The organism is Acidobacteriota bacterium (assembly GCA_016716905.1).
Lineage (GTDB): Bacteria > Acidobacteriota > Vicinamibacteria > Vicinamibacterales > SCN-69-37 > SYFT01.
The window spans coordinates 1,124,254-1,148,553 of record JADJUS010000004.1 but is presented as its reverse complement, the minus strand read 5'-3'; the positions used below and the strand labels follow the sequence as shown (position 1 = coordinate 1,148,553).

At 64.5% G+C, this 24,300-nt stretch carries 20 protein-coding genes; 8 read left to right on the top strand and 12 right to left on the bottom strand.

All coding sequences use genetic code 11. The features are described from left to right. Positions 1-5 precede the first annotated feature (5 nt). Positions 6-923: a hypothetical protein gene (locus IPL75_09105; GenBank protein MBK9240413.1), complete on the top strand. Its 918-nt coding sequence runs from the start codon at positions 6-8 to the stop codon at positions 921-923. Positions 924-1,238: 315 nt separating this feature from the next. Here IPL75_09105 and IPL75_09100 read toward each other — a convergent pair whose 3' ends face one another. After that, positions 1,239-3,704, bottom strand: a complete 2,466-nt coding sequence (locus IPL75_09100) for an ABC transporter permease (GenBank protein ID MBK9240412.1) — start codon at positions 3,702-3,704, stop codon at positions 1,239-1,241. Positions 3,705-4,012: 308 nt separating this feature from the next. On the opposite strand from IPL75_09100, the gene IPL75_09095 reads away from it, so the two are divergent. Both IPL75_09095 and IPL75_09090 read left to right on the top strand, forming a co-directional pair. After that, positions 4,013-7,183, top strand: a complete 3,171-nt coding sequence (locus IPL75_09095; GenBank protein MBK9240411.1) for a glycosyl hydrolase — start codon at positions 4,013-4,015, stop codon at positions 7,181-7,183. A 15-nt stretch (positions 7,184-7,198) separates the two neighbouring features. Then, the gene (locus IPL75_09090) at positions 7,199-8,002 is read left to right on the top strand and encodes a TIGR00266 family protein (protein ID MBK9240410.1); all 804 of its coding nucleotides are present in this window, start codon (positions 7,199-7,201) and stop codon (positions 8,000-8,002) included. 18 nt (positions 8,003-8,020) lie between these two features. Here IPL75_09090 and IPL75_09085 read toward each other — a convergent pair whose 3' ends face one another. The 6 genes from IPL75_09085 to IPL75_09060 all read right to left on the bottom strand — a co-directional run bounded on the left by IPL75_09085 (position 8,021) and on the right by IPL75_09060 (position 15,356). After that, positions 8,021-9,433 (bottom strand): arylsulfatase, encoded by a 1,413-nt coding sequence (locus IPL75_09085; GenBank protein ID MBK9240409.1) that lies wholly within the window; start codon positions 9,431-9,433, stop codon positions 8,021-8,023. A 2-nt stretch (positions 9,434-9,435) separates the two neighbouring features. Continuing rightward, positions 9,436-12,123, bottom strand: a complete 2,688-nt coding sequence (locus tag IPL75_09080) for a protein kinase (GenBank protein MBK9240408.1) — start codon at positions 12,121-12,123, stop codon at positions 9,436-9,438. 319 nt (positions 12,124-12,442) lie between these two features. Continuing rightward, positions 12,443-12,703, bottom strand: a complete 261-nt coding sequence (locus IPL75_09075; GenBank protein ID MBK9240407.1) for a hypothetical protein — start codon at positions 12,701-12,703, stop codon at positions 12,443-12,445. A gap of 40 nt (positions 12,704-12,743) precedes the next feature. Further along, positions 12,744-13,775: a maleylacetate reductase gene (locus tag IPL75_09070; GenBank protein MBK9240406.1), complete on the bottom strand. Its 1,032-nt coding sequence runs from the start codon at positions 13,773-13,775 to the stop codon at positions 12,744-12,746. A 2-nt stretch (positions 13,776-13,777) separates the two neighbouring features. Continuing rightward, positions 13,778-14,341 carry a dienelactone hydrolase family protein gene (locus tag IPL75_09065; GenBank protein MBK9240405.1) on the bottom strand — a complete coding sequence of 188 codons (564 nt, stop codon included), beginning with the start codon at positions 14,339-14,341 and terminating at the stop codon, positions 13,778-13,780. A gap of 73 nt (positions 14,342-14,414) precedes the next feature. After that, positions 14,415-15,356 carry a ring-cleaving dioxygenase gene (locus IPL75_09060; GenBank protein ID MBK9240404.1) on the bottom strand — a complete coding sequence of 314 codons (942 nt, stop codon included), beginning with the start codon at positions 15,354-15,356 and terminating at the stop codon, positions 14,415-14,417. A gap of 78 nt (positions 15,357-15,434) precedes the next feature. On the opposite strand from IPL75_09060, the gene IPL75_09055 reads away from it, so the two are divergent. Both IPL75_09055 and IPL75_09050 read left to right on the top strand, forming a co-directional pair. Then, positions 15,435-16,664 carry a PQQ-binding-like beta-propeller repeat protein gene (locus IPL75_09055; GenBank protein ID MBK9240403.1) on the top strand — a complete coding sequence of 410 codons (1,230 nt, stop codon included), beginning with the start codon at positions 15,435-15,437 and terminating at the stop codon, positions 16,662-16,664. A gap of 5 nt (positions 16,665-16,669) precedes the next feature. After that, positions 16,670-17,269: a hypothetical protein gene (locus tag IPL75_09050; protein MBK9240402.1), complete on the top strand. Its 600-nt coding sequence runs from the start codon at positions 16,670-16,672 to the stop codon at positions 17,267-17,269. 6 nt (positions 17,270-17,275) lie between these two features. On the opposite strand, the gene IPL75_09045 is transcribed toward IPL75_09050, so the two are convergent. The 4 genes from IPL75_09045 to IPL75_09030 form a co-directional block, all read right to left on the bottom strand. After that, positions 17,276-18,385, bottom strand: a complete 1,110-nt coding sequence (locus IPL75_09045) for a hypothetical protein (protein MBK9240401.1) — start codon at positions 18,383-18,385, stop codon at positions 17,276-17,278. Positions 18,386-18,970: 585 nt separating this feature from the next. Beyond that, on the bottom strand, positions 18,971-19,552 hold the full coding sequence (locus IPL75_09040; GenBank protein MBK9240400.1) for a hypothetical protein: 582 nt from the start codon (positions 19,550-19,552) through the stop codon (positions 18,971-18,973). Next, positions 19,503-20,414, bottom strand: coding sequence for a hypothetical protein (locus IPL75_09035; protein MBK9240399.1), 912 nt, complete (start codon positions 20,412-20,414; stop codon positions 19,503-19,505). Before IPL75_09035 ends, IPL75_09040 begins: the two co-directional genes overlap by 50 nt. A gap of 269 nt (positions 20,415-20,683) precedes the next feature. Next, positions 20,684-22,150: a hypothetical protein gene (locus IPL75_09030; protein ID MBK9240398.1), complete on the bottom strand. Its 1,467-nt coding sequence runs from the start codon at positions 22,148-22,150 to the stop codon at positions 20,684-20,686. Between the two features lie 31 nt (positions 22,151-22,181). On the opposite strand from IPL75_09030, the gene IPL75_09025 reads away from it, so the two are divergent. The 3 genes from IPL75_09025 to IPL75_09015 are packed head-to-tail and all read left to right on the top strand — an operon-like array spanning position 22,182 to position 23,841. Beyond that, on the top strand, positions 22,182-23,186 hold the full coding sequence (locus IPL75_09025; GenBank protein MBK9240397.1) for a glycosyltransferase family 39 protein: 1,005 nt from the start codon (positions 22,182-22,184) through the stop codon (positions 23,184-23,186). Next, positions 23,186-23,482 carry a hypothetical protein gene (locus IPL75_09020; GenBank protein MBK9240396.1) on the top strand — a complete coding sequence of 99 codons (297 nt, stop codon included), beginning with the start codon at positions 23,186-23,188 and terminating at the stop codon, positions 23,480-23,482. Before IPL75_09025 ends, IPL75_09020 begins: the two co-directional genes overlap by 1 nt. Next, positions 23,452-23,841, top strand: a complete 390-nt coding sequence (locus IPL75_09015; GenBank protein MBK9240395.1) for a hypothetical protein — start codon at positions 23,452-23,454, stop codon at positions 23,839-23,841. The genes IPL75_09020 and IPL75_09015 overlap by 31 nt, the downstream gene beginning before the upstream one ends. Positions 23,842-23,955: 114 nt before the next feature. On the opposite strand, the gene IPL75_09010 is transcribed toward IPL75_09015, so the two are convergent. Beyond that, entirely contained in the window at positions 23,956-24,264 is a 309-nt protein-coding gene (locus tag IPL75_09010) for a hypothetical protein (GenBank protein MBK9240394.1), read from the bottom strand. Positions 24,265-24,300 lie beyond the last annotated feature (36 nt).

The window sequence follows — 24,300 nt, the reverse complement described above, 5'->3', positions numbered from 1 at the left end:
TCTGGGTGACGCACCTTCCCGAAACGCTGACCGAGGAAGAGACGTCCATGACGCAGACGCCGCCCATCGCCACGTGCTGCCAAGCGGCACCCACAGTGCTGGAGTTCGATGCGACTGGGAAGATCGTCCAGGGCTGGGGCACGGGTCCGATGGACGACACGTCAAACTGGCCGCGCAACCCGCACGGCATCTTCGTGGATCACAACGACCATGTCTGGATTGGCAGTTATCAGCACCACCGTGTGATGAAGTTCACGCGCGACGGCAAACTCCTGCTCACCATCGGCCAGCATGACAAAAATGCCGGAAGCGCCGACACGACCCTGATGGGCGGTCCGGCCGGCATCTGGGTGGACCCGAAAACCAACGAGGCGTTTATCGCCGACGGGTACCGGAACCGGCGCGTGATTGTGGTGGACGGCGCCACGGGCAAGTATCTCCGCCACTGGGGCGCCTACGGCAAGCCTCCCGACGACACCGCGAAGTTCGACCCGAAATCCATGATGAGCGGCGCCCTGCCGACACAGTTCTCGACGGTGCACGGTCTGACGGGCTCAAACGACGGCCGGATCTATGTGGCCGACCGTCGCGGCAACCGCATCCAGGTGTTCGATCAGTCGGGCAAGTTCCTGGCCGAGAAAGTGATCGCCCCTGCCACGCTCTCGTCTGGGTCGGCCTTTGTGATCGTGCTCTCACCGGATGCCCAACAGCAGTGGCTCTACATGGCCGACGGCACGAATCACAAAGTGTGGGTCCTTCGGCGTTCCACGCTCGAGGTCGTCGGCGAATTCGGCCACGGCGGCCGGCAAGTGGGACAGATGCTGCGCCCACACGGCATGAGCGTGGACTCGCAAGGCAACCTTTACGTGGGCGAGGCGTCCACGGGGCGGCGGGTGCAGAAGTTCGCGATCCAGCGCCGATGACACCGGGAGCCGGCATGCAATTGAGGGTTGAGGATTGAGTGATTGAGGATCGGGATTTTACGGATTGCTGATTGAGGATCGCTGATGGGAATTGGCGGATGGGGGGATCGCGGGATCGCTGATCGCTGCGATCGTGCGATGGCTCGATCGCGCCATCTCGAAATCCAGAGATCCCGCGATCCCTCAATCCCACAATTGCCGATCGACCATCAGCAATCAGCCATCCGTGCCATCCCGATCCTCAATCGCTCAATCCTCAACCCTCAATTGAAGCGGGCGAGACGGGCGCCGAGGGCGCCCGAGGCGTCCGCCCGCCTACAGCTCTCGGAGCGCGACGTTCGGGTCGACGCGCGACGCGCGGCGCGCCGGGATCCAGGCGGCGAAGATGCCGATCATCAAGATGAGCGTCGGCACCGCGAACCATGTCGGGATGTCATTCGGCATGAGATTCACGATTCGCGCCTCGAACGCACGTGTGGCCCAGCTCGCCAGCAACACGCCCGGCAGCAGACCGACCAGCACCAGATGCACCGCGTCGTCTACCACCGCACGCACGATGCGAGACGGCGTGGCGCCAAGGGCGAGGCGAATGCCGAACTCCTTTGTGCGGCGGCTCACCGAATACGACATGACGCCGTAGACGCCGAGTGCCGCGATGGCGAGCGACACCAGTCCGAGCACTCCGACCAGGCCGCTGAGCGCAATCGCCGCATTGGTTGCGCTGAAGATCGAACGGTCCGCCACGGTCGCGTTGAAGACGGGAACGTCCGGATTGATGGCATCCACGGCCGGCCTCAACTGCTGCACCGCGACGCCAGGCCGTTCCGCTCGCAAGACGACGAGCCATTCCCGGTGCCCCTTCATTTGCGCCCATGACGTGAGGGCCACACACGGACTGCACGTCGACGAGGCCGCCTGCCCCTGACGCATCGGATCTTCGAATGTGCCAACCACGGTGAACCACCGGCGATCGCCCGCAAGGCGAACGCGCCTGCCAAGCGGGTCCATCTCCGGCCACAGTGTCCGGGCGGCGGTTTCGCTGATCAACACGACTTCGGGTGCGCCATCAAGATCAGTGGGGCGAAGATTGCGCCCACTCAGCACTTTGAGGCCAAGCACGTCCAAAAAACCAGGAGATACAGCGGCTTGCAACCCCGTCAACAGCCGGCGACGGCTCAGCGTGCCCGGTTCCCGCTCGTCCTCGGCCGTGAGACTCAGCATGCCGTTGGCCCGCGCATACATCGCTCCGAACATGCCATCGGCAATTGCGCCGGCGTCGATTCCCTCGAGCTGCTCGACGGCTGTCACCACGCGCTGCAACATATCCGGCACCTGGGTCGCATTGAACCGATCCCCATCGAACACGATCTGCGCCGTCGCAAGTCTGCTGGTCTCGAACGTATGGGACGCCGCGTCTTCCGACAGCGCACGAATCAAATACAACCCGGTCCCAAGCAGCAAGACGACGGCTGCGCCGACCTGCACCGCGACCAGTGCTGTGCGCGTCCATGTGCCGCCGCTACTCGTGCTTTGAGCGGTGCCAGACGAACCACACAAGCGGAGGGGCGATGTGCGGCTGCCCCGCCACGCCGTCAGCCCACCCACCACGAGCGCCGCGAAGCCACCCGCGGCAACGGCATACACGAACATGCGCCAGTCGGGTGAAATGTCGAGAGGCATCCCGGTATAGCGATCCAGCGTCGCGCCTGGCAGGGCGTTGTTCACATATCGCAGCCCCAGCCAGGCCAGCGTCGCGCCGGCAAGTGCCGCGAGGCCGGCGATGATGGCGGCCTCGAACACAAAGAGCCTGAACACCCTGGCCGGGCTGGCGCCGAGCGCCAGCCGAACGGCAATCTCTCCGGTCCGCGCCGCCGCACGCGCATAGAGCATGTTCGCCAGGTTCGCGCATGCGGCGAACAACACCAGTATCGAGAGCGCCATCACAAGCCAGGTCATTCGCACCGTCGACGCCTGCGCCAGCGCCGGAGCGAAAGTACCCAGGCGCGTCCTGAATTCAGACAGCGGTGGCGCTGGGCCCGCCGCCAGCGACTGGTCAATCATCTGACGCAGGCGTTCGGGATCGGCGCCCGGGCGGAACCGTACCAGCGAAGAGGCGAATCCATCTGCCATAGTTGGGTCAGCGCCCGTCCAGGTCTCTGCGGCCATCCAGATGTCTGTGCCCTGATGAGACTGGGCAGCCGGCACCACGCCGGCCACGGTAAACGCCTGCTGGTTGATCCTGATCGTGTCGCGGCCAACGGACGCAACGTCAGCCCTGAACCACAGCCTCCAGATTCGCTCGCTGATCACGAGCTGCGCCCCGGTGCCCGGACCATCATTCGCGAGGCCAGCGAGCCGTCCGTGGATCGGCCGCATACGGGTCACGCCGGCGTAGTCACCCCGCGTGATCTCCATTGCCAGGCGCCCGGCGTCGTGGGCGGTCTGCGCGGTGACCTTGCGCCCACTGATGCCACCGACCGCGACGATGCCCAACTCGGGAACCGACTTCAGGTACTCCAGTTGCGGCAACGTCAAGGGGCGCTGCGACCAGTCGAAGAACCCCTTCTGGCCGGGTACACGGGGTCGAGGTGGGCGGACCACCTGCACGTCATACGTATCCTCGAGACTGATCGCGCGCATGGGCCGCCACACGGCCGCGTCGATCAGCCCGAAGAATGTGGTGTTGGCAGCGATCCCAAGCCCGAGCGTGACGACGGCGACCACCGTGAATCCCGTCGTCCGTCGAAGCTGCCCCCACGCGTATCGAAGATCGTTGAGCATGGCCCGCCGATATTGTCGGCGCCGCCATGCCACAGGTCAACCGCCGCAACAGACGGGCAATTCGCGTCAATTCAATTGAGGGCCCAACTCCCGTCAGTTCAATTCAGGATTGAGGATTGAGCGATTGAGGATCGGGATTTTACGGATTGCTGCTTGAGGATCGCTGATGGGAATTGGCGAATTGTGAGATCGGGGGATAGCCGATCGCTGCGACCCATCCCGATCCTCAATCCCTCAATCCTCAATCCTCAATTTCACCTGTCCCCCTCCCCCTCGTCTTCGTTCATAATTCTGAGCGGCGGTTACCTATGACTCAACGACTCCTGCTCCTTCTTGTTCTCTGTGGCGCGGCCGTGACGGTGTCAGCGCAGGCCCCTCCCCAGGTGGCATCTCCCACGGCCGACGACCTCAACGCGTTCTTCAAACCGGTGAAGTGGCGGTCCATCGGGCCGTTTCGCGGCGGACGCTCCGTGGCCAGCACCGGCGTACCTGGCGACCCGAAGACCTATTACATGGGCACGACGGGCGGCGGCTTGTGGAAGACAGACGACATGGGCATCAGCTGGCGCAACGTGTCGGATGGCTTCTTCAAGACCGGATCGGTCGGTGCGGTGGCCGTGGCCGAAAGCGATGTGAACGTCGTCTACGTCGGCATGGGCGAACACGCCGTGCGCGGCGTCATGACGCACCACGGGGACGGCGTCTACCGCTCCACCGACGCGGGCAAGACGTGGAAACACATGGGCCTGGCCGAGACGCAGCACATTTCCCGCATCATCGTGCACCCGAAGAATCCCGACATCGTGTACGTGGCGGCGCAGGGCGCGCTGTACAGTTCGTCGAAACAGCGCGGCGTGTTCAAGTCCACGGACGGCGGCACCACCTGGAAGAACGTGCTCTTCGTCGACGAGCGGACGGGCTCCTCGGAGCTCTCGATGGACGCGACGAACCCACGCATCATGTATGCGGCGATGTGGGAATACGGCCGTCTGCCGTGGAAAGTCATCAGCGGCGGCCCCGGTGGCGGCCTCTACAAGTCCATCGACAGCGGCGAGACCTGGGAACGGATGAAGGAGGGCCTTCCAGAGGAAATGGGCAAGATGGCGATCGCCGTCAGCCGGTCCAACCCCGAGAAGGTGTACGCACTGATCGAAAGCGACTCGAACAAGGACGAGCGCGGCCTGTACGTGTCGACCAACGCCGGCAAGAGCTGGAGTAAAGTCTCGGGCGACTCGCGCCTGGTCCAGCGCGCGTGGTACTACATCGAACTCTTTATCGATCCGAAAAACGAAAACACCATCTACGTCCTGAGCGCGCCGATGTTGCGTTCAGACGACGGCGGAAAGACCTGGACCGTGATGTCGGCGCCGCATGGCGACTACCACGACCTGTGGATCAACCCGCAGAACCCGGACAACTTCGTCGTCTCAAATGACGGCGGCGCTTCGATCACGTTTGACCGGGGCAAGAGCTGGGGTGTGCAAAGCAACATGCCCACCGCGCAGTTCTACCGCATCAACGTGGACAACCAGTTCCCCTACCGCATCTATGCGGGCCAGCAGGACAACTCGTCGGTGTCGATTGCCAGTCGGGAGTTTGGCGCCGGCGGCATCACCGCCGCTGGCTGGACATCGTCGGCCGGAGGCGAGAGCGCGTTTCTGGCGTTTGATCCCGACAACCCGAGATTCGTGCTCGGCGGCAGCTACCAGGGCACGATTGAAGTGCTCGACACAAAAGCCTCGGCCGGCACAAACGTCATGGCGGCGCCCATTCAGTACCTTGGCATGGACGCCAGGGACATGAAGTATCGCTACAACTGGAACGCGCCGATCATCTGGAGCAAACACGAGCCGAACACCTACTATCACGGCGCACAGTTCCTGCTGAAGACCTCGGATATGGGCAAGACCTGGAAGGAAGTCTCGCCCGACCTGACGCGCAACATCGCAGAGAAGCAGGGCAAAGGCGGCGGCCCGTACACCAACGAAGCCGTTGGAGCCGAGAACTACGGCACCCTCGCCTACGTCATGGAATCGCCGCACGAAAAAGGCGTCATCTGGACCGGCAGCGACGATGGACTGGTGCAGGTGACGAGGGACGGCGGCACGACATGGAAGAACGTCACCCCGCCGGGCCTGGCCGAGTGCCTGATCAATGCGATCGAGGTCTCCCCGTTCGACAAAGCGACGGCCTACATCGCCACCACGCGATACAAATTCAACGATCACGCGCCCGGCCTCTACAAGACCACCGACTATGGCGCGACGTGGACGAAGATCGACAACGGCATCCCGGGCAACGCCTTCACCCGCGTCGTACGCGAGGACGACGTCAGACGTGACCTGCTCTTCGCGGGCACGGAACTCGGCGTTTTCGTCTCGTGGAACGGCGGCAAGGAGTGGTCGCCCTTCCAGTTGAACCTGCCGGTGACGCCAATCACCGACCTGCGGGTGCACAAGGGGAACCTGATCGCGGCCACATCGGGCCGTGCGTTCTGGGTCCTCGACGACCTCGCACTGATTCGACAGTACAAGAAGGACACGGCAGCCTTCTCGATCTTCCAGCCGGCCCCAGCGCTGCTCGCCAATGGCGGGAGCGAACTCAATGAGTCGGACGAAGAGTTCACCGGAGCCAACAAGTTCCGTGGCGTGAATCCTGCCAACGGCATCGTGCTCTATTACCACCTGCCCGAAGTGCCAAAGACCGACGACATCACACTTGAGATCGTGGATGCGGCGGGAAAGGCCGTGCGCACGTTCTCCTCTAAAAAGGCCGACTTTAAGAAATGGGACGGCGGCCCCGACGCTGATGCCACGCTGCCCAAGGGCAAAGGTTTGAACCGCTTTGTCTGGGACATGCGGTATCCCCTCATCCCCGGGGTGCCTGGGGTCTACATCGAGGCGAGCTATGACGGGCACAAGGCCATTCCCGGCACGTATCGATTCACCCTCAAGATGGGCACGCAGTCGGCCGTCACCGAAGCGGAGATCCAACCCAATCCGCTCTACCCCACCACCGCCTCCGGCTACAGGGAGTATCACGCGATCATGTCGCAGATGGAGACTGACGTGACCGCGATGCACAAGGCCGTCAACAGTCTCTACGAGAAACAGAAACAGCTCGAGGCCATCCACGCGGCACTACCCGCGGGTGACAAGTTCGCGGCCGTCAAGCGCGATGCCGACGCGCTCCTCAAGAAGATGAAGGCGTGGGACGACGCCATGGTGCAGCGCAAAGCCAAGGCCTACGACGACGTGGAGAATTTTGTGAACATGTTCACGGCCAACTACCTGTTCCTGGTCAACCAGACCGAGAGCGATGTGCCCCGGGTGAACCAGTCGTCACTCGACATGCTCGAGAAGATGAACGCCGAATGGACGGCGCTCAGGCGCCGCTCCGAAGACATCCTCGGCACCGACCTTCCGGCGTTGAACAAGAAGCTGTGGGATCTCGGCTACGGCGCGATCTGGAAGAACTGAGCGTAAAGGGCAGACATGGCAAACATGCACGACATTGACTACAAGATCTTCGGCGACGACATGCAGTTCGTCGAAGTGGAGCTGGACCCCAACGAAGCGACCGTGGCCGAAGCCGGCGGCATGATGTATATGGACGACGGCATCGAGATGGAGACCATTTTCGGTGACGGGTCGGCGCAGCAGAAGAGCGGCATCATGGGCGCACTGATGGGCGCAGGCAAACGCCTGCTGACCGGTGAGTCGCTGTTCATGACCGTGTTCCAGAACCGCACCACCCGCCGGCGCAAGCTGGCCTTCGGCGCGCCCTACCCAGGCAAGATCATTGCCGTCCATCTGTCTGAAATCGGCGGCGTGCTCATCGCGCAGAAGGACTCGTTCCTCGCCGCAGCCAAAGGCGTCAGCGTCGGCATCGCCTTCCAGCGGAAGTTGGGCGTCGGGCTCTTCGGCGGTGAAGGCTTCATCATGCAGAAGCTCGAGGGCGACGGCTGGGCGTTTGTGCATGCCGGGGGCACGTTGCACGAGCGCACGCTCGAGCCGGGCGAGATCCTTCGCGTCGACACCGGCTGCATCGTGGCGATGATGCCGTCGGTGAACTACGACATTCAGTACGTCGGCAAGATCAAGACGGCGCTGTTTGGCGGCGAGGGCCTGTTCTTCGCCACGCTGACGGGCCCCGGCAAGATCTGGCTGCAGTCGCTGCCGCTGAGCCGGCTGGCGAACCGCATCGTGGCAGCGGTGCCGGGTCTGACAGGCGGCCGCAAGGAAGAGGGTTCAGTGCTGGGAGCCCTGGGCGGACTGCTCGACGGCGACGGCCGGTAGGCGACGCGCGACCTGCGGCTACTTCACGGGCCAGAGGGCCGAGTCGGTCCTCGCGGTCCGGAAGTGCGCTTCCATTCGGGCAATCACCTCAGGGTTGGCTGCCGCGACGTTCTGCTGTTCGTACGGGTCCGTTGACAGGTCGTACAGTTCGAGTGCCGCGTCTTTCGCCATCCGAACGGCCTTCCAGGAGCCCATGCGACCCGCCTGCTGAAATCCGCGTTCGTGGAACTCCCAGTACATGAACGGGTGACCGGGCTGTTCGCGGCCGCGGAGGGCATTGGCCATCGACATGCCATCCACACCTGATGGCGTGGATGCGCCAGACAACTCGGCGAGCGTCGGGAAGATGTCCCAATGCGCCCAGGGATGTCCACTCACCTGCCCGGCGGGAATGGTGCCCGTCCAGCGCGCGATCATCGGCACGCGGATGCCGCCCTCGTAGAGGTCGCGTTTGATACCACGCAGTCCACCTGAACTCTTGAAGTACACGGGATCCGCACCACCCTCACGATGCGGGCCGTTGTCGCTGATGAACATGATCAGGGTCTGTCGATCGAGGCCTCGCTCCTGCAAAAGGTCGGTCAGCCTGGCGATGTCGCGATCCATGCGCGTGATCATTGCGGCAAAGGTGGCGCGAGGACTCGCCTGCGAACGGTACCCAAGCGACGGCCGGTCGGGTTGGCCAACAACGGGTTTGGCGTCCGCAATGGCGTTCACAAACGGCGTCTCCGGGAACCGCTCTCGGAAGGGCGCCAGGGAATCCTCCGGAACGCGGAGTTCAGCGTGGGGAACGGTGTAGTTGAGATACAGGAAGAACGGTCGCGCATCGGGCCGCTCGATGAATGACGCAGCGTCGGCCGTGAACAGGTCGTTGACGTAGTCCTTCTCAACATCCACCGGCACACGCTCGGCGTTGCGGTAAAGATGGTCGGTGAACTGCCGATGGGCGTGCGAGTGATCGAGAATGCCAAATGAATACGCGAAGCCCTTGCGGTCTGGCTGACCGGTGGTGCCTGGCGTACCCAGTCCCCATTTGCCGATGACCGCAGTGCGATAGCCGGCCTTCTCAAGTGACATACCGACGGTGACGTCTTCTGCGCGCAGGGGATACTCGCCGTTGCCACGAATCCACGTGTGGCCGGTGTGCAGCCCGGTCATCAAGACGGCACGTGACGGTGCACACACGGTGCTGCCCGCGTAGTACTGCGTGAAGCGAATGCCCTCGCGGGCGAGCCGGTCCAGGCCCGGCGTGGCAAACTGCGCCTGGCCGTAGGAACTGAGGTCGCCGTAGCCCAGATCATCAGCCTGAATGAGGATGATGTTCGGGCGCGGCGGGGCCTGCGACAGCGGCCGCGCGATCGCCACCGCGACGATCAGCGCGATGCCGAGTGCCGCAGCACTCCATGTCTTATTTTTTGTCGGCGCGTCCATGGTCACCTCTTCAGCAGTGCCCGCCAGTTGAGCACCAAGGTCAGGTCGGCTCTTGCCTCGACGACCTCTACAAGCGCGCGACCAGTTTTCTGATCGAGGTCGAAGCTGTGGCTGGAGTTCCAGCCCCAATCGAGCGGACCGGGATGGACCTGCCGGCGGGTGCCGAACGTGGGAGGGTCAGTGAGTGTCACCGGTACCGACATCAGCGCGCCGGTCGTGGAGTTGACGTAGAACAACTCTTTACCATCATGGCTCCATTTCGGCTCGGCTCCGCCTTCGGTCGTCACGGGCAACTTGTCCACCGAAGGCGGAAACGTCGTCAGAAACACCTCGAACCTGGCGGTTTCTCTTGCGTCGTAGGCAAGCCATTTCCCATTGGGCGACACAGCCCCACGTGATTCGTTCAGCGTCGGCGAGCCCAGAATGCGCGTCGACTTCAGATCGGGAAGCGAGAGCGTGAAGATGTCCCACGACCCGTCGGCGTCGCCGTACGAGAGGATAAATCCATCCTTGCTCCACTGTCCCGACCAGACCTGCCTGGTGCCGCTCGGAGAAATCATCGTTTCCGCGCCGGCGCCGTTCGCCTGTCTTCGATACAAGCCGACGGGCTGACGGCCGGCGCTGAACACGATGTCCCTCGAGTCAGGTGACCAGACCGGGGATCGGTCATCGGCTGGATCAAACGTGAGTCGCCGCTCTGCTCCGGTCGTGAGGTCGAGAATGTAGACATCGAACGTGCCGCTGAGGGATTCCTTCTTCCCATAGGCCACCTTGGTCCCATCGGGCGAAATCGCTGGATCGGCATAGAACCCTGACGGCGCAAGAGGCCGCCCACCGGTACCGTCGCGGCCAATCCACTCGAGCCGGCTCGTGTTGTCCATCAGCGTTGACGTGTAACTCAGCGCGCCATTCGCGGCGACGGTGATGGGCCCCTTGGCGTCGCTCGCGACGGACGATGGGACTCCCTTGAGTTCCAGCGACCGAGGATCGAACTCCTGCGCCATCAACGTTCCGTCCCGGATGAACAGAATAAAACCAGGATCGGCATACGCGGCCGGATGAAACAGGTCCTTGACCAGCAGTTTGCTGTCGGGGGAATCAAGCGATCCGATGTAGGTATTGTTGGCACCGGTGAAGCTGTTGCCCCAGGCGGTGTAAACAAAATGCCGGCCATCGGGAAGGAACTGCGGCCAGTCGTGATCGTTGTCTCCTGGCAGGACCTTGGTCACCGGCACAGGGGTATCTCCGCCCCTTGCCGAGACTCTGACGAGCGGGCCCGGGTCGGTGACACCGGCGAGGATGATGTCGTCGCGGTTCCACGCACCGCCCCATCCGCCATTGGGCGCGTCGCAAATCACCATCGGCGATCCGCCATCGATGTCCACGCGACTCAGCTTGCCCCGCGCATAAAACGCAATGGTCCGGCTGTTCGGCGCCCAGAACGGGTATCGCCCCCCGTCCGTGCCCCTGACCATCGTCGCTTCCACGGAATCGATGGACCGGACGTAGATGGCGACCCGACCGGTCTTCTCGTCAGCGCCACTGAATGCAACGTTGTGCCCGTCGGGAGAAATCGCGCCGCCGTGATAGTCGCTCCCGGCTGACAACGGACGGATCCCAGGGGGAAAGGACACATTGAACTGAACCGGCACTCCTTCGGGTTCGGAGCCCACCATCGGGAGGATCGCAAACACCGCAGCGGCCACGGCCGCAAGTACGGCGATCGCCCAAGGTACGATTGATGGGCGCGCCGACTGCCCGGGCGTGGCCGCGGCGCTCGCGGGTTGATCGCGAACCGCAGCCGCGTCACTGAGCAGCACGCGCGCCTCACCGATATCGCGAAGCCGCAGCCGAGGGTCGCGCTCAAGGCACCGCAAGACCAGGCGCCGCAGCGCCGCGGGTGTTGAGGCCGGCAGTGCACTCCACTCCGGGTCCTTCATCAGCACGGCCGCGAGCGTCGTGGACACATCTTCGCCGTCAAACGCCCGCCGGCCGGACAGCATTTCGTAGAGGACGACGCCGAAGGCCCAGATGTCGGCGCGACGATCGACCGCTTTGCCCTTGGCCTGCTCGGGCGCCATGTAGGCAGCGGTGCCGATGATCATCCCAATCTGCGTCGCGCGGGCGGTCAGGGTGGGAGAGTTCGACACGTCCCGCGTCCCGGCTCCAGGGTCCAGCGTCCGCGCTAGGCCGAAGTCCAGGATTTTCACTGTCCCGTCCGGGCGGACCTTGATGTTGGCAGGCTTCAGGTCGCGATGGATGATGCCCTGCTCGTGGGCGGCTTCAAGCGCATCCGCAATCTGCCGCCCGATCGACACCGCATCGGCCACAGAGACCGGGCCACGACCGATATGCGCCGACAAGTCCTCCCCTTCGACCAGTTCCATGACCAGCGCCTGCACCCTGGGCCCAGAACTCTGGCCCCCGGACTCTTCTATTCCGTAGATCGCCGCGATATTCGGATGATTGAGCGCGGCCAGCGCCTGCGCCTCGCGGGTGAAGCGCTGCAGCCGTTCGGGATCGGCGGCGAATTCATCGGGCAGCACCTTGAGGGCGACATCACGATTCAGGCGCGCATCGCGGGCGCGATACACCTCGCCCATACCGCCCGCCCCGAGCAGGCCGGTGACTTCGTAAGGACCGATTCGCGTACCGGCGGCAAGGTGCATCAGTGGCGGCCGGGGAATCATATCCTTCAGTCGGCCCTTAGGACGATGGCGGATCAGGGGTCGAGCCAGCGATTGAGGGCGTCGGTCACGGCTCCCAGCTCCTCGCCCTCGCACCGCCCAACGGCCCGACTCACCGCCGATCGCGGCACACTTCACCGACTAGAAGGTTTTTTGCTTGTGTGCAGTGCACACTCGGGCTTGAGAACCAGCCCGGGTGAATTCAAGCGGTGATGCACGGCACGAGAGCTACGCCCGGTCGATATGCTCCCGTGCGTAGCTCGGCCTGGTTTTCCAGGCCGAGGTCTACCAGCAAACGGAAAACGCTGTAGGTCGCCGCGTTTCACCGCCAATCCCGGTCGTCGGCGAGCTGTTCGATGAAGGTCTCCGTATCCCTATCGGCGCCGTGGCCACTGGCGAGGATCGACTGGCGACGCGCGGCGGCTGCCGGAACTCGGAGCGGCTTGCGGAGCGCGTGGTCCAGAATCGCGCACACGGTCGCGCTACGCGTCAGGCCTTGGCGTCCAGCCTCTGCCGAGAGCCTGCGGTCGAGTTCATTTGACAGGCGAATCGTCAACACGAAGGACCGAGAGGGAGTCTTCATGGGCTACACCGTATACCTATCCGTGACCGGCTGACTCTGGTCAACCATCAAGCGCCCGTGCCAGCACCCCCCGCACGTCGGCCACGGTCACCGGCCGTGGGTTCCCATACGACGATGAGGCCACAAGGTCGGCCGCGCGGTCCAGGTCCGCTTCGCGAAGACCGAGATCGCGGAGCGAGGCCGTGAGGCCAAGTGCACGATTGAGGGCCGTCAGGCCTACAGCCGCGTCCTCCACTCCCAGCGCGCTCGCGATTCTCGCCATCGCCTCGGGCGCTGCGGGCGCATTGAAGGCCACCACGTGCGGCAGGACCGCGGCATGAGTCTGCGCATGCGGCAGGCCACACGTGCCCCCGAGCACATGACAAATCTTGTGATGCAGGCCCATCTGGGCGAGTTCAAGGGCCACCCCTGCCGCGTGCGCACCCCGGAGCGCCAGCAGGCGCGCGTCGACGTCAGACGGTTGCTCCACGATTCGAGGCAGCGCCTGGGCCAGCGACCGGATGGCGGTGCCCGCCGCCAGGATAGCCTCCACGCTGACGCGGGCGGCCCACATCGCCTCCACCGCATGCGCCATCGCATTCATGCCGCTCGCCGCGCTTACGCCGGCCGGCAGGTCCAGCGTCAACTCGGGATCGTAGATGACGAGCCGGGGACGCACCGCGGGGTTACGTCCCGTCCGCTTGTGCTCGCCCTCCGTCAGGCCCCAGATGCTTGTCATCTCCGAGCCGGCATAGGTCGTGGGAACGGCGACGATCGGTAGGCCTCGCTCGAGGGCGACGGCCTTCGCCAGGCCGACCGCCGACCCGCCGCCAATCGACAACAACGCATCAGGCCTGGACCGGTCGGCGGCCTCAATGGCCTCGCGAACGTGCGCCACGGGAACGTGGAGAGCCGCCCGGTCGCACACGCCCGCCAGCCGATCGCCCAGGTGGCGGCGGACAGTTTCCAGAGTGTCTGTTCGCCCAGGCGTTGTGATCAGGAGCGGCCGGTAAACGCCGATCGCATCAAGTTCGGCGGTGATGCGCGCAATTGACCCGGCGCCAAACACAACGCGCGGGGGCGTTTGAGACATGTTCAGACCGCCACGGCGTCGAGCACACCCTGCGCGAACTCGATCTCATCGTCGTTCACCAGGTGCCCCATGCCGGGATAGATCCGGGTCGTCACTGTCGCACCGAGGCGCGTGAACACGTCAGCGGTCTCGAGGACCCGCAGTTCAGGCACATGTGAGTCACGATCACTGCACCCGAGAAACACCGGCGTGCCATCGAACCGTCCGGTGGAGTGCCATGTCGTTCCGGGCGGACCGATGGCGCCGCCGCTGAAGATGATCACGCCGCCGAAGCGGGACGCCTGGCGAATCGCGAATTCGGCCGTCAGGCACGCGCCCTGGGAAAATCCCATCAGGACAATGCGTGACCGCGGAATGCCGGCGGTCTCGATCCGATGAACCAGCCCCGCCAGTACGTCGAGGGCTGAGGACAGGCCTGGTTCATTGCTCGCCACGTCGGCCATGAAGCTGAACGGATACCAGGTGCCTCCGGCCGCCGCAGGCGCGAGGTATGTGAGATGAGGCCGATTGAAGCGAGTGGCCAACTCCAGGATGTTTTCAGGAGCCGCGTTGCGGCCGTGGACCATGATGACGGCGCCTGGCGCCTGCCCCAGCGGGCTTCCGGCTTCGACTACGGGCTGACCTTCGTGTGGCAACACGTCAGTACTCCACCGTGTCGAGGCCGGGTTCGATTTGCCTCCGGTATGGCTCCTCCCATGGCGGCAACTTCAAGTCGCGGCCGAGGGAGGCGAGCGGCTCATCGACGTCAAACCCGGGCTGCATCGTGGCCACTTCGAAGAGCACGCCACCGGGTTCGCGAAAGTAGATCGACTGGAAGTAGCAACGATCGCGCACATCGGTCACTCGCACACCCATCTGGAGGAGTTCCTCACGCAGTCGAACCTGCTCGTCGCTCGTGGCGATCGCCATCGCCACGTGATGCACCGTCCCGATGCCGTTGATCGCGGCTGCGGCATCGGGTTGTTCGACAATGTCGATGAAGTGACCTGGCGAGTTTCCACCAGCGGCCACCCGCGTGCGCGTGCCCTCCTGACTGACCACCTTGTAGCCGAGCACGCCGGTCATCAGTTCGAGCGTCGGCCCAGCCGCGCGCACAGTCATCGTCACGCTATGAAGGCCGCAGATGGCCTCGGCCGCGTCAACGCCATTTCCGGTCCATGGCGCACGGGCGTCATTTACCGTTCCGATGAGCTCGAACCACAAGCCCGACGGATCCACGGTGGCCACGGCGTCTTCGCCAAATCGGGTCGTGACGTCACGAACCTCCGCACCGTAGGCCTTCAGGCGATCGCGCCAGAACCCGAGTGACGAAGCGGGCACGGAAAACGACGTGGTCACCACCTGGCCCACGCCTTTGACGCCCGCTCGCACGCCGTGTCCCTTGTACGGAAACGTCGTCCAGATCGTGCCGGGAGTACCGCGCTCGTTGCCGTAATAGAAGTGATAGACGTGGTGATTGTCGAAGTTGACGGTCTTCTTCACCAGCCGCATGCCCAGCAGGTCGAGGCAGAAGTTCAGGTCACTCTGGGCATCGTCAACGGTTGCTGTCACATGGTGCAGCCCACGGATGTGGTGAGTCATCGAGCGATTCTACCGCGCCTCTTTCGCCCCAATGCCGTCCCTGCTACGCTTGCGGCCTCGATGTCAGGGAGGAACAGCATGGCAAACACAGCGAGGGTGGCGATCGCGGCCCTGGCCATGCTGTCTGCCGTGCAGGCGCAAGACTGGCCGCAGGTGCTTGGCCCGTCCAGGAATGGCGCGTATGCCGGCCCGCCGCTTGCCACAAGCTGGGGCGCCCAGGGCCCGAAGGCCGTCTGGCGAAGACCAGTCGGACACGGACTGAGCGGCCCAGTCGTCGTGGCCAACCGCGTCATCCTCTTCCAGCGGCTCGGCAATCGTGAGGTGGTCGAGGCGATGGATGCCACGACCGGCGTCACCCAGTGGCGCCATGACTATGCCACCACCTACCGCGATGACTTCGGGTTCGACGATGGCCCTCGGGCGGTGCCGGTGGTGGCCGATGACGTGGTCTATACCTTCGGCGCTGAAGGCCAGTTGCACGCCGTGAGCCTGGCGAGCGGCAAAGCGCTGTGGCATGTGGACACCATGGCGCGATATCACGTGCCCAAGAACTTCTTCGGCGCCGCCGGATCACCCGTCGTTGAAGATGGGCGCGTCATCGCCAACATCGGTGGCCCCAACGCCGGCATCGTCGCCCTTGACGCAAAGACCGGGCGCGAACTCTGGACCGCCACCACGGACGGGGCCAGTTATTCGTCCGGGGTGATGACGACGGTCGGCGGGCGACGACTCGCGCTGTTCCTGACCCGGGCGGGCCTGGTTGGTCTCGCGCCGGCCACTGGCGAGGTGGTGCTGCAACGGCCGTGGCGATCGCGGTCGGCGTCGTCGGTCAACGCCGCTTCACCGCTCGTTGTTGGCGACCGCGTGTTCATCTCGGCAGAGTACGGCCCTGGCGCGGGCGTCTTCCGCATGGGCGACGGGGCCCTCACCGAACTGTGGTCATCGAATGACGCGCTCACGACGCACTACGCGACCAGCGTTCACCACTCCGGCATCCTGTTCGGCTATCACGGACGCCAGGAACAGGGGCCGAGCCTGCGCGCAGTGGAGCTGGCTACGGGCAAGGTCCGCTGGACGGTCGATCAGTTTCGCGCCGGAAGCATCACGCTGGCCGGCGACCTTCTGGTGGTGATGCGGGAATCGGGCGAACTGGTGATCGCCGACGCCTCACCGGACGGATTCCGACAGAAGGCGTCAGCACGCGTCCTGCCCGGTACGGTCCGTGCGCTGCCAGCGATCGCGGGCGGGTTTCTCTTCGTGCGCAACGACGACACCCTGGTGTGCCTGGATCTGCGGGCCCCACGATGAGGGCGATGGCCATCGCGCTGGTGGTGCTGACCGCCGCACCGCTTTCCGCAAGCGGCCAGTCGGTCGGGCAAGTCCTGGACCTGGCGGTCGCGCACTTTCGGGCCGGTCGAATCACCGAGGCCGTGGCGGGTTTCGATCGCGTGGCGGCGCTCCAGCCGGAGGCAGCGCCGCAGCTCTGGCAACGGGGCATCGCGCTGTACTACGCGGGCCGCTTCGAGGCATGCCGGCTGCAGTTCGAATCGCATCGCACGGTCAATCCCGCCGACGTCGAGAATGCGGCGTGGCACTTCCTGTGCGTCGCAAAAGCCGAGTCACCTGCTGCGGCGAGGGCGAAGATATTGCCGGTGGGCCCCGACGGGCGCGTACCGATGCGTGAAATCGATCTGATGTTTCGGGGGCGACTCGATCCGGCCGACGTGCTGAAGGCGGCCGCTGGCAGTCCGTCAGCCGAGTTTTACGCTCACCTTTATGTCGGCCTGTATCTGGAATCCACGGGCGACACTGCGCGCGGTCTTGCCGAAATCCGTCTGGCGGCGTCCGCCGCCTACGCCCGTGTCGGCGGCTACATGCATGACGTCGCGCGCGTGCATCTGCTGTCTCGCTGACACGTGTCAGCGCGGCACCTCCCACACCACCGTCCACACATCGGCGTAGTGCTGGCGGAAGCCGTAGCGCGCCAGCATCTCGCCACGCCAGTCACGCGGGTCGAGCAGGACATTAGTCACATCCAGCGAACGCAACGACGACAACATGGCGTCCTTGTCGCAATCGGCCGAACGGACGCCGAAGTACAAACAATTGAACCCGGGAAGTTCACGGTACTTTCGCAACGCAAACTCCGGTCGCCTTGAGAGGTACCCGCCCGCGAGCGGCCGTTCGTGCGACGTCTGGTAATACATCGTCTGACTGCTTCGCAGGCGCGGGTCAAGCACAACGCCGCCGGTACCGGCCAGGCTCGGCATGGGCGGCAGCGGCCTGACTCCCATCTGGAAGGCAAAGTCGGCGCACACGAGCAGCAGAAGGAGCGCCCCGGCGAGGAGTGCCCGTGTCCGGCCCTCCCGACCAGCGACAGCGGCCGTGAGCACGGCGACGCCGACGCTCATCGCCATGTACGAAATCACCAGATAGCGGCCAGACTGGGCCACCGAGCCCAACAGCGGGATCTTTGCCCACAGCATGAAGGGCAGGGCGAACGGGAATGGGCCGACCCGCACCTCCTCTCGCAGGATTAGCAGCCGCGGTCCCATCGACAACGCGAGGAACAGGAAAAACAGCACCACGACGAATCGGACCGTTGGGTCTTTGCGGCCCGACCAGAAACCCGCCAACGCAAGGGGCAGGACCACGATCCCCAGATAACAGGCCGTCCCGACACGGCCGAGATCGGTCCACACCGTCGGGGACAGGTGCAGCCCCTTCAGCGATTCGCTGTAGATCGACGTCGGCGAAAACGGCAGCAGATATGACCAGAGGTCAGGAATGAAGTCGAGCCTGCGCCCCACATCAATCTCGAAGCCATAGCTGAAGACGTACGCCACCATGGCGAAATACGGCACCGCCACGAGGGCTGAGAATGCAAGCGCACGGCCGAATCCGGCAACCGTGGCCGCCAGATGCCCCGACGTCCACCATCGCCAGGCAAACACGCAGACGGTGACGTTGGCGGCAAACACAACAGTGACGTCGCCGGTAAACAGCAACAGCACCACACTCAGCGCCAACAGCACCTTCGACAGTCGCCGCCGCGCCGGCGTAGCCGGACGTGGCGTGCAGCAGGCACGCGAGATACAACGGAAGAACCCCGCTGTAGAGCATGTTGGTCCAGCCGGCGGCGGCCTTGCTCACGATGAACGGACTCAACATGAAGGCGACCCCGCCCACCACGCTTGCCCAATGGTGCCGGGTGACCACGCGGCACAGGGCGTACGCGCCGAGGCCGGCCACGGGAAAGCCGGCGATGATTACGAGGTTGTACGAGAGTCCAGTGGAGAAGACCGACGACAGCAGGACGATCGCCGACGTCTGGATCGGTGTCAGGAAGTGGAAGACGAGCGGCGTGCCGTACGGCACGAACAGCATGTCGGTGAAGTACGGGTTGGCGCCGGCGAAGAGGCTCCGCTCGATCCACCATGCATTCCACAGCACCTGCAGGTGATCCATGGGCTGGATCGCCGTCGGCGATGTGATGAGCCCCGAGCCGAGGCGCCCAAGGACGGGCGCGAGAAAGGCCAGGGTGATGCCCAGATAGGCACCAAGCGCCACGATCGGCTGGTGCCAGCGCAGGCGCATCACCCGTCCTGATCGGTTTACGAGAACGCGGCGCCCACGAGGATCTTCCCAATCCGCATCCACGGCGACCCGTGCGAAATGCTGTTGGTCTGGGTCGGCTGGCCCTTCGCATCGCCACCCGTGCCGAACATCTTCCATGTGGACTGGTTGCCCACCGCGTTGAGGTTGGCCCAGAAGTCCGTGGTGATGGCCTGGTACGTGACGTTGGTGGCCATGCGGGTCACCTTGCCGTTTTTGACTTCCCAGAACGCGTTGCCGCCGAACTGCCCGTTGTACCGCTGCTGGTCAATCGAGTAGCTGCCGCGTCCGTCGATCATCACGCCGTCCTTCGTGTCGGCGATGATCTCCGCGAGCGAGGGCCCCTTCGGGTCGTAGTCCATATGGACGTTGGGCATGCGCAGGAACGGATAGTCGCGCCACGACCCGGCGCCGGTGCAGCCTCGGCTTTCCTTCTCGCCGATGTAGTGCGCGGTCTCACGGTTGGTCTGCAGCCCCACCAGGATGCCTTCGCGAATGAGCGGCCAGCTCTGTGTCTTCACGCCGTCGTCGTCATACCCAACGGTGCCCATGGCGCCCGGCATGGTGCGGTCGCAGGTCATGTTGAACAGCTTGGAGCCGTACTTCAGCTTGCCGAAGGTCCGACACCTTGATGAAGCTCGTGCCGGCGTAGTTGGCCTCATACCCCATGATGCGATCGAGCTCGGTGGGGTGCGCCACGATCTCATGCAGCGTCAGCATCGCATGTGACGGAGACAGGATCAGATCCTTCACGCCGACGCCAATCGGCTTCGCGGTGCAGAACTCAACCGCTTCCGACGCGATGCGCTCGGCGTTTTCGATCATCTCCGACTCTTCGGCGGTTTCCCAGCCGGCGGTCTTCGGCACGGCCGTGAACTGCCGCGATTGCGTCACCTCACCCACCCGCGCCGTCACACTGAAGCTCGGCTGTGTGTCGTAGATCTCCTGTTCGATGTACGACCCTTCAGACGACGCGAAGTACTTCCACTCGTAGCCCATATTTACGCTGCAGTTCACGTTCGTGACCTGCGGGTTCTTCATGACGATGTCGACGACCCGCTGGACGAGCTGCTGCTGCTCGGTGACAGGCACCGTGGTCGGGTCTTTCTTCATCGGCGACACCCAGTGGGCCGTGTAGGCCGGCACCGGCGCCAGCCGCACATCAAACGTCTTGGCCACCGCGCTCGCCTTGGCCACGTCGATGGCCACGTTCGTGATGCGACGAATTTCGTCTTCGGTCACGATCGGGCTGGACGCAAAGCCCCACACGCCGCTGTGAATCACGCGGACGCCGAATCCCGCCGGACCGCGCGAACCTTCGCGCCCGCCGAAGGCCGCAAATCCCCTGCGGACCGCCGAAGCCGCCACCGCCACGACCGCCGCCGCGACCGCCGCCACCACCACCCCGGCCGCCGCCTCCGCCACCGCGGCCGCCGAATTCACCGCCGCCTCCGCGACCGGCGTTGTTGCTGCCGTTGGCGTTGACAGACATCGATGCCTGGCGCGTGAAGCGCACGTCTGCGTAGGTGCAGCCCGCAAGCTTGGCCTGCGCGAGGACCATGTCTCCAAGGCCCTTGAACTTGGACTGCAGGGGATTGCCTGCGGGCGTCTGCGCGAGCAGATCGCCGATGAGGTCATGGGACGCGAGGACAACGCCCGAGGCGCCGACCGTTTTGATGAAGTCTCTGCGGGTGAAAGCCATGATGGTGTCCTTAGACGGCCGGTGAAATCGACGTCATGTAGAAGTCTTCGATGCGCACAGGTGGAATCAGCGCGCTGTTGCCGCCGTCGTACGATTCGCCCATCGACATGGGCACGGGTTTACCGACAAGCGACACGTTGTTGTAGCCCACGAGCGGCGACATGTTCCACCGGAAGTTCTGGACGGGCATGGTGATTTCGCCGTTCTCGATGAGGAACAGCCCGTCGCGCGTCATGCCGGTGTTGAGCAGCGTGGCGTTGTCCACGCCGCGGATGTACCAGAAGAACGTCACGAGCAGGCCCCGTTTGGTTTGCTTGATCATGTCGGCCGTGCTGAGGTCAGACCCTTCCATGACCAGGCTCATGTTGACGTTGGCCTTCGGGCTGGTGCTATTGGGGCCGCCGGTGAGGTTACGCAGCACACCCTTCTCAAGCCAGGTCACCGGTGCCGCAGGTGTGTTGTCGCCCAGCATGGTGGTTTGCCGCAGGATCGGATTGCCGATGTCGCTCTTGAGCGTGAACAAGTCGCTGAAGATCTTGTCGCCCGGCTTCTTCCCCTGCATGAACTGGCCGCCACCGCCACCGAAGATGCCGGTCATGAGCGACAGGAATCGCGCGTTCGCGCGCGGCTCAAGAATCACGGTGTAGCGCCCGGGTTCCAGCGCTCGTGCCTTTCGGCTGTCGAGCGCCTTCTTGGACGCGACCTCGGTGATTTCCACCGGGTTGATCATGCCGATGTCCTTGATACCCGTGATGCCCGCCCAGCCTGAGCCCGAGCCATCGGGCATGCGGCACGTCAGGATGAAGCTCGCGTCCGCCACTTCATAAAACGCAAACAGCCCCTTGGTGTTGGCTTCACACGTCGTCTGATGGTTCTTCGGGATGAAGCCCGACCCGACCGTGCCCATCTTTTTGCTGATGTCGATGCTGGTGCGCACCATGCGCGCGCGTTCGGCGGGACCAAAACTCTTTGCGCTCGGCAGCGCGGCGTCCACCGGAATGTACTCCTGCGGCCCCATCAGGACGGGTGGTGTGGCGCGATCGGGGGCGCCCCTGCCATTGGTCATGGCTTCGTCGAATGTCAACTTGAGCGAGGTGTCGCTGAAGTCGCGCGTGGCGGACGTGCCCACTTTCGCGCCCACGTGCGTCGTGATCGTCAACTGTTGATCGAACTGCACGAGATTGGCGGAGATTGACGAGTTGGCGAAGCGCGTGCCCGACCGTTCCGAGGAGGAAAAATTCACCTCGATGTTGTCCGCGCCGGACATGTTGAAGATCTTGTCGGTGATGGCCTTGACCTGATCGCGTGAATACATGGTGATGCGAAGGTTACCGCTGTCCGCCGCGTCGGCGCAACTGCGATCGGCTATCCTCCAGAACGTGATGCGGTCGGTTCTTGCATGGTGTACGTTCGCGGGCGTGGTCCTCGTGGCTGCGAGCGTGGTGGCCTGGCTCGCGGGAGGCATCAGGGCAGACATACTGGGCCTCCCTATTCGAGCCACCGATCCCTTGAGACCGCTGGGCCTGGCCGCGGCGCTCTTCGTCATCCGACTCATCGGACTGCGGTGGCACGGCGTCAACACCGACGTGACAGCGATGCGGGCCCTGTTCAGGCCCCCGGTGATCGCGGCCGCCCTCACCGTGCTCATCGTAGGGACGTCGCTCCAGATCAACCACGGTGCCGCAGGTGGCTCCGACGCGTTCGGCTACGTCAGACAAGCCGACGGATGGCTCGCCGGGGACTTGACCATCGATCAGGAGTGGCTGCGCGACGCGCCGTGGCCGCACCTGCCGCGCATCGCCGCGCCACTGGGCTACCGGCCGGCGGCCGGCGGTCTCTCGAGTGTGCCGGTCTATCCACCGGGCCTGCCGCTGCTCTTCGCGGGAGCGAAGTGGCTGCTCGGGCAATGCGGCAGCGTGGCTCTGGTGGCCCTGATGGCGGGCCTTCTGGTGGCCACCACGTACAGGATCGGCCGGCGCATGGGCTCACCGCAGGTCGGTGCGGCCGCCGCGTGGATCGTCGCCACCAGCCCCGTCGTCATCCACATGATGGCGTCACCGATGAGCGATGTGCCCGCGGCGGCACTGTGCGCGGTGGCGATTCTGGGGTGCCTGCACACGTCACGCACCCGCGCACTGCTGGCCGGAATCACCATGGCCGTCGTGGTGCTCATGCGGCCGAATCTCACGCCACTGGTCGGCGTCCTCGGGGTGTGGTTGCTTCTCGCCGATCGTCAGGTCCCCACCTGGCGGGCTCGCGCCATGCGATGCGCGATCTTCTGCGCGGGCGCGGCGCCCGGCGCGATCGGCATGGCCCTCTTCAACCAATCGGTGTACGGATCACCGACGGCGTCCGGCTATGGCGACCTCGATGGCTTTTTTTCGTGGTCGTATATCGCCCCAACATCTGGAACTACTCGACCTGGCTGCTGCAGAGTCACACACCGCTCGTGGCGTTGGGCCTGGCGGCGTTGGCCATACCGGCGGGATGGCTGCGAAAATCGCATGGCCTGATGCAGGCCAGCGTGCTCGTGTGTGTTGCGGCGTGCATGCTGGCGATTTACTTGCCGTACCAGGTGTTTATCGACTGGTGGTACCTGCGGTTTCTCCTTCCGGCCTGGCCGGCATTGGCCATCGGCACCGCGTGGCTCGCCACAAACACCACCGGCCGCGCATACGGCCGCGCCGGAATTCTGGCGCTGGTCCTCTGCGGAGGCTGGGGCCTGCATACGCGTACGGACACGATTCATTCCGGGTCGGCTGGGGCGAACTTCGCTATGTGTCGGCCGCGCACGCCGTTCGCGCGATGACGCGGCCGGGCAGCGTGATTCTTTCGAGCCAGCATTCCGGCTCAGTGACCTATTACGGCGGCCGCCGGTCCCTGCGTTATGACTGGATTGAGCCCCACCGGCTTGACGATGTGGTGCGCTGGTTGAACGACCGCAACCACGACGTGTACATCCTGCTTGAAGAGTGGGAAGTCGAGCGGTTCCGAGCGCGTTTCAAGAACACGCCGCTCGGCGGGCTGGCGGACGCGTCACTGGTGTTCCACCAGAAGGTCAGTACACCTGTTTTTCTGGCCGACACGCGGCCACGCGCCGGCAATCAGGTCTACACGATCGACACGTTCATGTCATCCGCCGTCAGATGCTGCGCGCCCTCGCGCTGACGCCACAGGCCTCGGGCTTGAAGATCAGCCCGAGCTACGTTGGGAACGGCCGAGCTACGTTGGGAACACAGGGAACCAGTACGTAGCTCGGGCTGTTCCTCAAGCCCGAGTGCGCTAGCGCTGTCCGCGGCGGCGGCGCAGCCACCACTCGCCCGCTGCACACGCAGTGAACGGAATGAGCCACCAGACTGAACGCATGGGACGCCAGGGCTGCTGCACCGGCGCGACCTTTAGTGCGGCAGCCAGTTGCGCGGGTAGTGCCGACAACTGCGCCTCTGGCACCACGCCGCCCCGATGGGCCGAGGCGGCCATCGCCGCCAGGCCGTCCCCATCGCTCGCCGGCGCCACCCATGCGTCGGCATCGCCATCGGCGCCCACCACCAGTAGTTCGGCCGCGCCCGCGGCGTCGCCTTCGGTGGTCACGTCGAGCCGGTACCGTCCCGGCGCGTCAGGCGCGCG